This is a genomic window from Facklamia sp. P12932, from assembly GCF_050409545.1.
Classification (GTDB): Bacteria; Bacillota; Bacilli; order Lactobacillales; family Aerococcaceae; genus Facklamia.
The window spans coordinates 39801-53816 of record NZ_JBNUPG010000010.1; the positions used below are offsets into that span (position 1 = coordinate 39801).

At 36.1% G+C, this 14016-nt stretch carries 15 protein-coding genes and 1 riboswitch; all 15 genes read left to right on the forward strand.

Features of this window, described 5'->3' with window-relative positions; genetic code table 11:
• Positions 1-24: 24 nt before the first annotated feature.
• The 15 genes from ACQV2P_RS05635 (at position 25) to ACQV2P_RS05705 (ending at position 13869) form a co-directional block, all read left to right on the forward strand.
• A complete protein-coding gene (locus tag ACQV2P_RS05635; RefSeq protein WP_428873059.1) occupies positions 25-561 on the forward strand; it encodes a dUTP diphosphatase in 537 nt (178 codons plus the stop codon).
• Positions 562-573: 12 nt separating this feature from the next.
• Positions 574-1950 carry a DNA repair protein RadA gene (radA, locus tag ACQV2P_RS05640; protein ID WP_428894731.1) on the forward strand — a complete coding sequence of 459 codons (1377 nt, stop codon included), beginning with the start codon at positions 574-576 and terminating at the stop codon, positions 1948-1950.
• 29 nt (positions 1951-1979) lie between these two features.
• On the forward strand, positions 1980-3074 hold the full coding sequence (locus ACQV2P_RS05645; RefSeq protein WP_428873061.1) for a PIN/TRAM domain-containing protein: 1095 nt from the start codon (positions 1980-1982) through the stop codon (positions 3072-3074).
• Between the two features lie 73 nt (positions 3075-3147).
• Positions 3148-4620 carry a glutamate--tRNA ligase gene (gene gltX / locus ACQV2P_RS05650; protein WP_428873062.1) on the forward strand — a complete coding sequence of 491 codons (1473 nt, stop codon included), beginning with the start codon at positions 3148-3150 and terminating at the stop codon, positions 4618-4620.
• A gap of 110 nt (positions 4621-4730) precedes the next feature.
• Positions 4731-5738, forward strand: coding sequence for a lipoate--protein ligase (locus ACQV2P_RS05655; RefSeq protein ID WP_428873063.1), 1008 nt, complete (start codon positions 4731-4733; stop codon positions 5736-5738).
• A 145-nt stretch (positions 5739-5883) separates the two neighbouring features.
• Positions 5884-7314 (forward strand): cysteine--tRNA ligase, encoded by a 1431-nt coding sequence (gene cysS, locus ACQV2P_RS05660; RefSeq protein ID WP_428873064.1) that lies wholly within the window; start codon positions 5884-5886, stop codon positions 7312-7314.
• A gap of 2 nt (positions 7315-7316) precedes the next feature.
• Positions 7317-7733 carry a Mini-ribonuclease 3 gene (locus ACQV2P_RS05665; protein WP_428873065.1) on the forward strand — a complete coding sequence of 139 codons (417 nt, stop codon included), beginning with the start codon at positions 7317-7319 and terminating at the stop codon, positions 7731-7733.
• 2 nt (positions 7734-7735) lie between these two features.
• The gene (gene rlmB, locus ACQV2P_RS05670) at positions 7736-8566 is read left to right on the forward strand and encodes a 23S rRNA (guanosine(2251)-2'-O)-methyltransferase RlmB (protein ID WP_428873066.1); all 831 of its coding nucleotides are present in this window, start codon (positions 7736-7738) and stop codon (positions 8564-8566) included.
• Between the two features lie 8 nt (positions 8567-8574).
• A complete protein-coding gene (locus ACQV2P_RS05675; RefSeq protein ID WP_428873067.1) occupies positions 8575-9117 on the forward strand; it encodes an NYN domain-containing protein in 543 nt (180 codons plus the stop codon).
• A 12-nt stretch (positions 9118-9129) separates the two neighbouring features.
• Complete coding sequence (locus ACQV2P_RS05680) at positions 9130-9735, forward strand: sigma-70 family RNA polymerase sigma factor (protein ID WP_428873068.1); 606 nt, start codon at positions 9130-9132, stop codon at positions 9733-9735.
• Positions 9736-9942: 207 nt separating this feature from the next.
• Positions 9943-10467, forward strand: coding sequence for a QueT transporter family protein (locus ACQV2P_RS05685; protein WP_428873069.1), 525 nt, complete (start codon positions 9943-9945; stop codon positions 10465-10467).
• A gap of 137 nt (positions 10468-10604) precedes the next feature.
• Positions 10605-10704, forward strand: a riboswitch (TPP riboswitch).
• Positions 10705-10751: 47 nt separating this feature from the next.
• On the forward strand, positions 10752-11306 hold the full coding sequence (gene thiT / locus ACQV2P_RS05690; RefSeq protein ID WP_428891955.1) for an energy-coupled thiamine transporter ThiT: 555 nt from the start codon (positions 10752-10754) through the stop codon (positions 11304-11306).
• Positions 11307-11527: 221 nt separating this feature from the next.
• Positions 11528-12259 carry a methionine ABC transporter ATP-binding protein gene (locus ACQV2P_RS05695; protein WP_428891956.1) on the forward strand — a complete coding sequence of 244 codons (732 nt, stop codon included), beginning with the start codon at positions 11528-11530 and terminating at the stop codon, positions 12257-12259.
• Between the two features lies 1 nt (position 12260).
• Positions 12261-12950, forward strand: coding sequence for a methionine ABC transporter permease (locus tag ACQV2P_RS05700; RefSeq protein WP_428873072.1), 690 nt, complete (start codon positions 12261-12263; stop codon positions 12948-12950).
• A 13-nt stretch (positions 12951-12963) separates the two neighbouring features.
• On the forward strand, positions 12964-13869 hold the full coding sequence (locus ACQV2P_RS05705; protein WP_428894732.1) for a MetQ/NlpA family ABC transporter substrate-binding protein: 906 nt from the start codon (positions 12964-12966) through the stop codon (positions 13867-13869).
• Positions 13870-14016 lie beyond the last annotated feature (147 nt).

The following is a 14016-nucleotide window of genomic DNA, read 5'->3' on the forward strand; positions in this document are numbered from 1 at the left end:
TGGGAATGAAAGGATGTGAATAAAATGGAAAAGAAAAATCGGGGCTTTGAAGTTATCCGTTCGTATAAGGATAAAGCGATTCGAATTCCTCAACGGCAAACCAAGTACTCAGCTGGCTATGACATTGAAGCTGCCGAAACGGTTGTACTTCCTTCCTTTTGGAAACAGTCTGTTTATTATTTAATACATAATACCTTTTTAATGATTAAGGGTCAGGAAACCATGAAGGAAGATGACTTATGGCAGGCTACTTTAGTTCCAACGGGTTTAAAGGCCTACATGATGGAAAACGAATATTTGAAGATTGTTAATCGCTCGTCGGGAAGTTATAAGCACCAAACAACCCTACCTAATGGTATTGGTATTATTGATCAAGATTATTATAATAATGAAAAAAATGAAGGACATATATATATTCAACTTATTAATTATGGCTTGAAGGATCGAACCATTCATAAGGGTGAAAGGATTGCTCAAGGAATTTTTTCTAAATTTCTACAAGTAGATGACGATCAAGTAGTTAATAGTGATCGACAGGGTGGTTTTGGGTCATCTGGTTAAGGGAGTGATTGAATGGCAAAAAATAAGGTAATGTATGAGTGTTTAGCTTGTGGCTATGAGTCACCTAAGTGGTTAGGAAAATGTCCAAATTGTGGCAGTTGGAATCAAATGGAAGAACAATTGGTCCCTACAACCACTACTTCAACTACTTTGACTCATACATCACAATCAATGGTCGGCAAAGCCACTCAATTGGATCAAATTCCAAGTCAAGTTGAAGAAAGAATTAATACAAAAATGGGAGAGTTTGATCGAGTATTAGGCGGGGGAATTGTTCCAGGTGGTTTAGTTTTAATTGGAGGCGATCCTGGAATTGGGAAATCGACTTTATTACTTCAGGTATCCATTCGCTTGGCTAATTTGAAACAGCGGGTCCTTTATGTTTCTGGTGAAGAAAGTTTAACCCAAATTAAACTCAGAGCTGAAAGACTGGCATTAAGTGGTAAAGATTTTTATTTATTATCTGATACGGACTTGGGTAATATTGTGACTCAAATTCAAGAAGTGAATCCTGAAATCGTAGTCATCGATTCTATTCAAACGATGGTATCACCAGACAATCAAGGCTTAGTGGGATCTGTTTCTCAGTTACGGGCAGCGACTAATATTTTGATGCGAATAGCCAAAGACCATAAAATTGCTATTTTTATAGTTGGCCATGTAACTAAAGAAGGCAATATAGCGGGACCTAGAATGTTGGAACATATGGTAGATGCGGTTTTATACTTTGAAGGTGAAAAACATAATCGCTTCAGAATCTTAAGGGCTGTAAAAAACCGATACGGATCTACCAATGAGATTGGCGTCTTTGAAATGATTGATACAGGTTTAGTAGAAGTAACCAACCCCTCAGAGTTATTCTTAGAGGAGAGGATAGAAGGTGCTACCGGATCCACAGTTGTTGCTGCCATGGAAGGGACGCGAACGGTATTAGCTGAAATCCAATCATTAATGACTCTGACGGTGTTTGGTAACGCTAAACGCACCGCATCAGGAATAGAGTACCAACGTATATCGCTCTTATTAGCAGTCATGGAGAAACATTGTGGTCTTTTAGTTCAAAACCAAGATGCTTTTTTTAAAACGACTGGAGGGGTTCGCTTAGATGAACCCGCCATTGATTTAGCCATAGCTGTAAGTATTGCTTCTAGCTATTGGAATCGAGAAGTGAGAGTAGATGATGTCTTTATTGGTGAGATTGGTCTAACTGGAGAAATTAGAAGAGTCAATCAGATTGAAGAACGAATTAAGGAAGCAAGTAAATTAGGCTTTAAGCGTGTTTTTATCCCTTATAATAATCAATCGCATCTAAAACAACTGGACCTATCGATTGAAGTCATCCCAGTTAAAACGATCAAACAAGCTATTTTAATCGTTTTTCCTAAATAATTGAAAATTCTTACAAAGGAGGTGAAAAAATGATAAAAAAAATGACGATTAGTGTATCAATGATTGTTGGCTTAAGTTTTGGCTATACTTTAGGAGCAGAAATTTGGCGTAGTCTTCGCTTATACCATCAATTATTAATCAATCCTTTTGTGAATAGTATGATTTTCGGACTTATTTTTATGTTATTAGGTATTTTACTTGCGCCGCTTTTTGAACAATTAATTCATAAATTACTATCTATTTTGGAAAAGCAGTCAACGCCAAATCTGTTATTCGGTGCTTTAGGCATTTTATTAGGATTATTAATCGGTTATTTACTTTCGTTGCCGATTGGGTCTTTAGATATCCCTTTCTTATCGAGTACAATGCCGCTTGTTCTGACTGTTTTAGGGGGAATGATTGGTTATCAAATGATGATCAATCGCCGAGATGAAGTCTTACATCTCTTTACAAAATCTGGCCAAAAACTACAATCTGCTTCTTTTGAATTGAATAAAAAACCTAAACAAAGCGAAGTCAAAGCAGGTCAAAGATTGAAGATATTAGACACTAGTGTAATTATTGATGGAAGAATAGCAGAAGTGGTTCAAACAGGCTTTATAGAAGGAAGTTTATTAGTTCCAAAATTTGTCTTATCTGAATTGCAACATATTGCAGATGCTTCTGATTCTTTAAAAAGGGCAAAAGGTAGACGTGGGTTAGATATTCTAAACCTTTTACAAAAGTCTTCCAAAATAAATATTGATTTTTTTGAAGGAGACTATGCGGATATCGAAGAAGTTGATGCGAAATTAGTAAGGCTAGCTAAAGATTTAAATGCGATCTTGGTAACCAATGATTACAATTTAAATAAAGTTTCAGAATTTCAAAATGTTCCTGTCTTGAACATTAATGAGTTAGCCAATGCGGTAAAACCAGAAGTGTTACCTGGTGAGGAAATGCAAGTTCAAATTATAAAAGCAGGAACCGAACGCCGCCAAGGGGTGGCCTATCTTGATGATGGCACCATGGTAGTGGTTGAGGATGGCCAAAATTATATTAATAAGCATTTAAATGTAGTAGTTACTTCATCTTTGCAAACAGCTGCTGGTAGAATGATTTTTGCTAAAATTTTTGAAAATTAAGAGCATTTGAATCTCATTAGATGAAGGAGTACAATAGCTTTTGTAGACTAGATGGAATTAAAGGAGAAATACAATGAGCGATAAAATTCGTGTGCGTTATGCACCAAGCCCTACGGGCGATTTACACATTGGGAATGCGAGAACAGCTTTGTTTAATTATCTATATGCACGTTCACAAGATGGAACGTTTATCATTCGGACAGAAGATACAGATACAAAACGTAATCTAGAACATGGTGAACAAAGCCAATTAGACAATCTAACTTGGCTAGGTATTGATTGGGACGAATCCCCGGTTAATCCTGGTGAATATGGTCCTTACAGACAATCAGAGCGTTTGCATATCTATCAACCCTTGATTGATGACTTATTAGCTCGTGACTTGGCTTATAAATGCTATATGACTGAAGAAGAGTTAGAAGCAGAAAGAGAAGAACAAAAGGCTCGTGGAGAAATGCCTCATTATGGGGGAAAACATGCCCACTTAACCAAGGAAGAACAAGAAACTTTTGAAGCTGAGGGCCGTCAGCCTGTTGTTCGTTTTAGAGTACCAGCAAATGTTACTTATCAATTTGATGATATTGTAAAAGGGCCTGTAAGCTTTGAATCGAAAAATATTTCAGGCGATTGGGTAATTCAAAAGAGAGACGGTATGCCTACTTATAACTTTGCTGTAACTGTGGATGATCATATGATGAAGATCACTCATGTTTTACGTGGAGATGACCATATTGCGAACACCCCTAAACAAATGATGATTTATGATGCTTTTGATTGGGAATATCCAGAATTTGGTCATATGACATTAATTATTAATGCCGAAACTAATAAAAAGTTATCTAAACGTGATGGTGGAATCCTACAATTTATTGAGCAATACCGTAACTTAGGTTATTTACCAGAGGCTTTGTTTAACTTTATTGCCTTATTAGGTTGGTCACCAAAAGGTGAAGAAGAAATCTTCTCGCCACAAGAGTTAGTGGAACAATTTGACCCAGAACGTCTATCAACTTCTCCTGCTTCATTTGATAAGAAGAAATTAGAATGGATTAACAACACTTACATGAAAGCAGCAGATCTTGAGACAGTGGTAGACTATGCATTACCTCATTTACAAAAAGCAGGAAAAGTAAGTGCTGATCCTAATGCAGAAGAATTAGCCTGGGTTAAAAAGCTAGTTAGCTTATACCATGAGCAAATTTCTTATGGTGCTGAGATTGTTGAAGCATCTAGCTTATTCTTCAATGATAAGTTAGAGCTGAGTGAGGAAGCAAAAGAAATTATGCAAGCTGAGAGTGCTTCAACAGTCGTTCAAGCTATGCAAAGCAAATTACAGGCTTTGTCAGATGAAGATTTTGTAGCTAGCAATATCAAACCATTGACTAAGGAAATTCAAAAGGAAACTGGTATTAAAGGGAAAACCCTCTTTATGCCAATCCGAATTGCGGTTTCTGGTCAAATGCATGGTCCAGAATTGCCGGATATGATTGAAGTACTAGGCAAGAAAAAAGCCTTAGACCATATTCAGCAAGTTTTATCGCTTTAGTGAATACAAAGTGGAAACCGATGGTTTCCACTTTTGTTTGAGAGCTTTTTCTTGAGCTTTAAATAATGGAATGTCATAATAAATATGCACAAATTTGAAGGAGGCTACTTATGTATTTCGTAGATAATGAAAATAACTATGATGCGAGTGTCAATATTGCTTTGGAAACTTATTTAGTAGAGAATCGCTTAGTTGATGAGCCAATTTTACTTTTCTACATTAATGAACCTTCGATTATTATTGGCCGTAATCAAAACACTTTTGAAGAAATTAATCAAGCTTATGTTGATGAACATAATATTCGAGTAGTTCGCCGTATGTCAGGTGGGGGAGCCGTTTACCATGATTTAGGAAACTTCTCATTCTGCTTTATCAAAGATGATGATGGAACATTTAGAGATTTTAAAGCATTTACTCAACCCGTCATTGATGCTTTACATAAGATGGGAGCCACTTCAGCTGAATTGTTAGGCCGAAATGATTTACTAGTAGATGGCAAGAAGTTCTCTGGTAATGCAATGTATGCTAAACGTGGGCGTATGACAGCTCATGGAACGATTTTATTCGATTCTGATTTAGACGAAGTCAATAATGCATTAAAACCAAACAAAGCAAAGTTTGAATCTAAAGGTGTCAAGTCAGTACGCTCACGGGTGACAAACTTAAAGCCTTATGTGGATGATAAGTATAAAGAGTTAACTACTGAGCAATTCAGAGACCTTGTCTTATTAGAAATCTTTAATGTTGAAAAACGCGAAGATGTTAAAGAATATCATTTGACAAAAGAAGACTGGGAAAAGGTTTATCAAATTCGTGAAGAGCGTTTTGGTAATTGGGATTGGAACTACGGTCACTCACCAAAATTTGATATTCAAGCCTCTCACAAATTCCCTTTCGGTTTTGTAGATATGCGCTTCAACATTAAAGATGCCATGATTACCGATACCAAAATTTATGGTGATTTCTTTGGACTTGGTGAAATTGAAGATGTAGAAAATGCTATAACTGGCGTTAAATTTGAACGTCAAAGTATTTTAAAGGCCCTAGAAAATATGGATCTTAAAAAATATTTAGGAAATGTTGAAGCAGAAGAGCTTGTTGAAATGATTTTCTCATAAAAGTGCAATAAATTATTGGCCGGGAATATTTCCGGCTTTTTTAATTCTTTATGGACTCATTAAATGCCAATATATTTATTCGAAAGTAAGTGCTAGTAATGATATAATAAGCCTCAAGTTTAATGATAGAAAGAGGGTTCATAAGATGGCTATTCAATTATTTAATACCTTAACACGTCAAAAGGAAAACTTTATTCCCCTAGAAGAAGGAAAAGTGAGCTTTTATCTTTGTGGGCCAACAGTATATAACTATATTCATATTGGTAATGCACGTTCTGCTGTTGCTTTTGATACTATTCGTCGTTATTTAGAGTATCGCGGTTATGAAGTGAATTTTGTCAGTAACTTTACTGATGTGGATGATAAAATTATTAAGGCAGCTGAAAAGGAAGGATTAACAGCCAAAGAGCTTTCTGATAAGTATATTGCTGCCTATAAAGAAGATATGCGTGCGATTAATGTTAAGCCCGCCAGCAATAACCCGCGTGTTATGGAAAATATCCCAGAAATCATTGATTTTATTAAAGTTTTAATCGATAAGGGCTATGCTTATGAAAGCCAAGGAGACGTCTATTATCGGACAGCTAAATTTGAGAAGTATGGCCAATTATCGGACCAGTCTATCAGCGATTTGCGTGATGGCGCTAGTCAACGAATTACTGATGAAGAGAGTGAAAAAAAGGAAAATGCGATTGATTTTGCTTTATGGAAGGCAGCTGGAAAAAGTGCGGTTTCTTGGGAATCGCCATGGAGTAAAGGTAGACCCGGATGGCATATTGAGTGCTCGGTAATGGCTACGAAATACTTGGGTGAAACGATTGATATTCATGGGGGTGGTCAAGACTTACAGTTTCCTCATCATGAAAATGAAATCGCTCAGTCCGAAGCCCATTCTGATTATTCTCATCCATTTGCTAAATATTGGTTACATAATGGGTTTGTAACTATGGGATCCAATGGAGAGAAAATGTCGAAATCATTAGGTAATTTTGTGCTTCTAAGGGATATTATTAAAGAATACGATCCAATGGTTATACGCTATCTTTTAGCTAGTGTGCAATACCGTCGTCCTATCCGTTATGATGCTAATGCCATCGCTACTGCAAGTCGTGAAGTTGAACGTTTGAAAGAACTGATGGATCGCTTAGCCTATCGAATGGATCATTTAGGAAGTGGACAAGCTAGTCTTGATAGAGAACAGGAAGTAAGAGAAGCAATCAAAGAAGGCGTGGATGCTTTTAATCAAGCGATGGAAGATGACTTCAATACGGCTAATGCTTTATCAGCTATTTTTGAAATGAGTAAGCAAATTCATCGCTATCTTGATCAAGAAGCTGTGGCGCTTCAATTGTTAAAAGAAATCAATCAATTGATGTATCAACTTTTAGGGATCTTCGGTTTGGAATTAAATTCGACAGAAGTCCTTGATAGCGAAATTGAAAATTTAATTGAGGAAAGAAATCAAGCGCGTAAAGAGAAAAACTTTCAAAGAGCGGATGAAATTCGTGATTGGTTGAAAGAGCAAAATATTTTATTAGATGATACTCCGCAAGGAACAAGGTGGAAAAGAGGATAAAAGTGACAAATGAAAATACACCAGATAAGTATTCTTTGCTAAATGGCGCAGCCTTAGCCTATGTAGGAGATGCTGTTTTTGAAGTAGAGATACGCAAGCATGTGATTGAATTAGGAAAAACGCATCCCAATAAATTGCACAAAGCCGCCATCAAATATGTTTCGGCTAAGGGGCAAGCGAAAGTGATGCATCATTGGATTCAGCAAGACGATTTCTTAACAGCTGAAGAAATTCAAATCTATAAACGTGGGCGCAATCATAAGGCCAATACAAAAGCTAAAAATGCTTCGATCGGTGATTACCGTCAAGCTAGCGGATTTGAGGCATTATTGGGTTGGCTTAAATTAAGTGGACAAGAAGAGCGTTGCTATCATTTAATTCAACTAGCGATTCAATATATTAATGAAGAAGGAGCCTAATAATGAGAAAGAAAAATCATACAGCGGATTTTCATAAGAAAAAACGCTCCAATATAAATTCTTTCAAAGAGCCTTTGGTAGACTCAAAAGCTTTTGAAAATAGTGAATCGATCTACGGTAAACATGCTGTTCAAGCTTATTTAGAAACAAAAAAGCAAGTTAATAAATTATTTATTCAAATAGGGATTGCAGGAGAAGTAATATCTAGTATAATAAAAATGGCTAAAATTAAAGGAATTGTATTCCAGGAAGTGCCAAAGTCGAAGCTAGATGAAATGGTTGATGGTGAAAATCATCAAGGTGTTGTTCTAACTATTCCTCCTTTTGATTACGCTGAACTAGAAGATGCTCTTCAGTTAGCAGCTTCAAGAGGAGAGGATCCTTTTATTCTTATTTTAGATGGGATTGTCGATCCACATAACTTGGGCTCTATTCTAAGAACGGCAGACGCTACAGGCGTTCATGGGGTGATAATCCCTAAAAGACGTTCAGTTGGATTAACCAATGTAGTTGCAAAAATATCTACTGGAGCCATTGAACATGTTCCAGTGATCCGAGTAGCTAACATTAAACAGGTTATGGATCAGTTAAAAGAAAAGGGAATATGGATCTTTGCGACGGATATGGCTGGAGAAGATATGCGTCAGTGGGATTCACATGGACCAATTGCATTAGTAATTGGTAATGAAGGTCAAGGGGTTTCTGAACTTGTAAAAAAATCAGCAGATGGAATCGTTACTATTCCGATGGTTGGGCATGTGCAAAGTCTGAATGCATCTGTTGCAAGTGCAGTCTTGATGTATGAAGTAGCACGCCACCGTATTGGAAAGTAGGGATTATCATGCGATATAAACGTCAGGAAATTTTATTTGTTGACGGTTATAACATGATTGGTGCATGGCCAGAACTTACCCAACTTAAAAAAATGGACCAGTTAAATCAAGCGCGCGATCAATTATTATTTGAGCTTTCAGAATATCGAAAATACCGAGACCTCAAAATTATCGTTGTCTTTGATGCACAATTTGTTCCCGGAATAACACAAATTTATGAACACTATCAAGTCGAAGTTGTTTTTACACAAGAAGGGGAAACAGCTGATTCCTATATTGAAAGAGAAGTAGCTCATTGGATTTCTCCTCTTAATCGTGTGGTAGTTGCGACAAGCGATATGGCAGAGCAATGGCTAATTTTTCAAAAAGGTGCCATGCGAATGTCTGCTAATGAGCTTTATATGCAGTTACAATTTAATAAAAGACAAGTTCGACAAACAGTTGAAGACCACTATTCACAGTTAATCAGGCGGCGGAGCCCTTGGAAGCTTGACCAATTGAAGCTATTAGATGATCTAAGATTTCGCTTAGATGATGACAAGAATGAATAATGGAGAGATGAAATGAACGAGTTTGACCATTTGACCAATGAAATGTTGATTATGCGCTTGAAAGAAAATATCGCTGATGAGTTTTCATTTATGTTACTAGTTGAACGTTTTATTCCCCTCTTAAAAAAATTTGCTTATCAAATGCCAGTGGATGGCTATGAACCAGAAGACATTATTCAAGAAGGAGTTATCCTGATGTATCGGGTAATTCAACATTATGATCCTGCTTATGGTGGTTATTTTGCCCCTTATTTTCAAAGATCATTGTATAATTACCTGATTAATTTACTCCGTCGCAATTCCAAAGAAGCTCAGACCATTCGCTTTGGAATGGACGCTGAACGCGATCAGCTTGAAATTGGTGATAGTATTAGTCATAAGAGCTTAAGCTATGACTATCAATTAGCAACTACTCCCGAATTACAAGTTATTGTCAATGAAGAAAAAGAACGTTATCTTGCTAAGCTAAGTCTTTTTGAAAGACAGATTATCTTCTGTTATAGTGATTTATCAATGAAACCAAGAGAAATTGCTGAGTATTTAGGCATTGATAAAAATCGAGTCAAAAATGCTTTGAGACGAGCAAAAGATAAGTTAAGAGATATTATCGCTGAATAGAAACTACTAATAATTTATCCAAGAATTAGTCGAAAATAGACCGATTCTTGGCTTTTTTATTAGGAATCTGAGTCTTTACTTGTGCAATCTACTTATGATATACTACGGTCTGTTCTTTATGAACACTATGATTCTTCGGTGGATCAAGCCACCCTCAGTCCTTTGGTCATAGTAATTACTAGAGCCTGCTCTATAAAGGAGACTAATATGAAAAAAAAATATACTACTAATGATTTAACGCGAATAGCATTAGTTGCTGCTTGTTACATTGTGTTGACTTTGATAATTTCCCCTCTTTCCTTTGGATTGGGAATTCGTATCAGTGAGGGATTGAATTTTTTAGCCCTTTATAATAAACGTTATATTTTAGGAGTTACTTTAGGCGTTTTTATTGTCAATTATTTTTCTTACGGTATTTGGGATATGATCATTGGCTCGCTCACTAGCTTTATTTTTTTACATTTAGCTTGCTCTATCATTGAAAAACTATTTCCTTTAATTGATAGTAAGAAAGATGAAATTAATAAGTCGCTGTTTTTCAAATATTTAATTATTGGCCTATCCATGACTATATCGATGGTTAATATTGCCTTGTTAGTTGTTTTTTTAGGAGCTCCTTGGGAAACTTTTATAACCCGACTTGTAAGTATGATGGTTAGTGAAGGCTTATCTCTATTGGCTGGAGGAATAATTATCTATTTTATCAGTGAGCGAATCGATTTAAGACGTTAAGTGATAGATTATTAGAAGCAATCATCAATTTATATTTCAAAAACGGTCAAGAAATATTAGCTTTTTTAAAATGAAAATTGAAAAGAATTAATTTACAAGCAAACATTTGAATGCTAAAATAATGGCAGTTAAATAATCGTAAAGTAAAGGGGAGCCTTGAAGCTGAGAGTGGACTTGTTCCAGACCCTTGAACCTGATCACGGTCAAACGTGCGTAGGAATTACTTTGAAATAGGGACTTTATGCCTTTTCTCTTTACTTTGCAAAAATGTAAGGAGTTTTTTTATGGGAAAGAATAAAAATGTTTTACTTCTAGTAGAAGCAGCTATTTTTGCTGCTATCGCAGTGGTCCTGTCTTTATTACCGACAAATTTCGGTGCTTCATTAACGATTTCTTTAGGCATGGTACCATTGACAATTTTATCCTTAAAACGAGGATTTAAATGGGGGCTGTTTTGCGGCTTTCTATGGGGTTTGCTACATTTCCCCCTAGGGAATGTATATTTTTTAAGCGTTAGTCAGGTATTAATTGAATACCTCCTTGCTTTTGCTTTTGGTGGTTTTGCGGGCTTAATGTCTGAGCGTTTTTATCAGTCTGAAAATAAAGCTTGGCCTTTAATTTTAGCAACTTTCATTGGAACATTTGCACGTTTCTTCTGGCACTTTGTGGCTGGCTATATTTATTGGGGATCTTATGCACCTGAAGGGATGTCACCCTTAGTCTTCTCATTTATCATGAATGGAGCGAGTGCCTTATTAACATCTTTTGCTTCGGCAATCATTCTATTCCTAGTCTATCAAGCAGCCCCTCGTTTATTCGATCGTAAGCTATATAGATAATAAGTTTATATTTAAAGTAGTGAATATTTCTCCACTACTTTTTTTGTGCACATTTTTAAATTAAATTTAAACCAATCACAATAAAAAGTTAAATAAAAGCATTTATACCAACGTTTCAATTTATATTTTCACAATATCTTTTAATCTTCATTTAATGTGAAATATCAAAAAGTTATGTTATAATGCTCTTATGACTTGTGGCAGAAAGGTGGTGATTGGTTGTGATCGAATTATTTGATGTTGCTAAACATTACTATTTGAATAATAAACAAGTTAAAGCGGTTGATGGTATTTCCCTAACGATCCAAAATAAGGAAATTTTTGGTTTGGTAGGAGAAAGTGGTGCTGGAAAATCGACTCTTTTAAGGTTTATTAATCTTTTAGAAAAACCAGATAAAGGAAAGGTATTAATTGATGGACAAGATCTATTGCAACTCAGCAAGGAAGAACTGCGACTCCATCGTAAGTCTGTAGGTATGATTTTTCAGCATTTTAATTTATTGAATAATAAAACAGTTGGTGAAAATATCACCTTACCCCTTAAATTGTTTAAATATTCAAATGCCCTGTCTCTTGATTCTGTTCTTGATTTTGTTGGTCTAGCTGATAAAAAAGATCAATATCCTGGTCAGTTGTCGGGGGGGCAAAAACAAAGAGTTGGTATTGCAAGAGCGTTAATTACTAAACCAAAAATTTTGCTTTGTGATGAGCCGACCTCTGCTTTGGATGTCATGCGAACGAATGAAATTGTTCAAATATTAAAAGCAGCACATCAACAATTCGACATGACAATTATAGTGGTGACCCATGAATTGGGTTTTGTAAGGCAACTTTGCGACAGAGTGGCAATTATGGAAAAAGGTGGTTTAATAGATATAGTTGATAATTTGACCGACCGTGACCAAGAACTAGTAGGAAGTTATTATGATAAAGTGAAGGAGGTCCTAAGCTAAGATGTTGGAAGAAATAATAGTGCGCGTCATTGAATATTGGCCAAAATTATGGGAAAGTCTTCAAGAAACAAGTATTATGCTTTTTTTCTCCTCAGCAGCAGCTATTTTGTTAGGTCTTCCTTTAGGTACTCTTTTATTTTTGACTAGTCCGGGTCAGCGAATGGGTAAAGCAAGAAAGGATTATTTTTTGAATTCTAGCTTAAACCTATTTGTAAATATTGTTCGTTCTTTTCCTTTTTTGTTACTTGTTGTCGCAATGCAACCCCTTATTCGAATGGTTTATGGGCGAGCAACTGGCGATCCGATTGCAGCATCCTTTCCGATGATGTTGATTGCCATTGCCCTTTATGCTCGCTTCGTGGAACAGTCTTTGCATGACATTCCTAAAGGCGTGGTGGAATTAGCTGATTCCCTTGGAGCGAATACTTGGGAGTTAGTCACTCAATTTCTATTTGTTGAAGCACGGTCATCTTTAATTATTGGATTTACCACTGCTTTTGTATCCTTTCTATCTTATTCGACCATTATGGGGGTAGTTGGCGGCGGTGGGATAGGAGATTTTGCTATCCGATATGGTTACCAGAGGTATGAAACGGATATCATGTATTTTGCGATTATTCTAATCATAATCATTGTTCAAATTCTACAATGGTTAGGTTTAAAAATTGCGCGTAAGTTAGATAAGAGATAATAGGAGGAATTAGATGTTTAATAAAAATTTATTTAAGAGCTTTGTTACTTTTGCATCAGTGTCACTAGCTTTAAGCGGTCTACTATCCGTTTCGGCACAAGAAGATAATGTATTAAAGATTGCTTCTCATATGCCACCGATGACTGATATCGTTGAAATTGCAGCGGATGTAATTGAAGAGCCTTACTCTATTGAATTAGTAGAGGTTTCTGATAATATTCAATACAATGAAGCAGTGTTTAATGATGAAGCTTTTGGAAGTTTTGCACAACACCTTCCATTTATGGAAATGTTCAATGAAGAGCGTGAAGCAGATTTAGTAGCCATTCAACCAGTATATAACGCTGTTGTTGGGTTCTATTCACCTGTTTATGAGTCAATGGAAGATATCGAAGAGGGCGCAGAAGTGGCTATTCCTTCAGATCCAACAAATGAGGCACGTGCATTATTCGTCCTTGAACAAAATGACTTAATTGAATTAGATGATGAAGCAGGTCTTTTCCCGACAGTAGATGACATTACTGAAAATCCTTATAACTTCGAGTTTACAAGTGTTGACTTATTAAACTTAACAGGTGCTTATGAGGATGGCGTTGAATTAGTTTTCAACTACCCAACTTATATTGCTTCAATTGATTTAAAACCTGAAGATGCTTTGTTCTTAGAAAAAGATGATGAAAACACTTTTGCTATTATTCTTTCAGTTCGTGAAGGAAATAAAGATAGTGAAGCAGCTAAGGCATTACAAAAAGCTTTCTCATCTCCTGAAGTACGTGAATTTGTCGATAAATTAGCGGAAGAAGGACACTTAGAACCAGCTTTTGATTCTAAAGACAATGAAGACGATGAAGACGATGAAGACGATCAGAATGAAGAAGCATCTGATGATCAAGATGATTCTTCAGAAGAAGCAGAATAATAGAAAAAGTAAAAGCTGGCTAATGGCCAGCTTCAGACTGAAGACAAAGTCCTCTAAATCACCAACCTATGGTGATTTAGAGGGCTTTTTGATATATAATAAAAAGAAAACGGGTGATTTCTATGATGTCCACTAATGCAGAAAGTA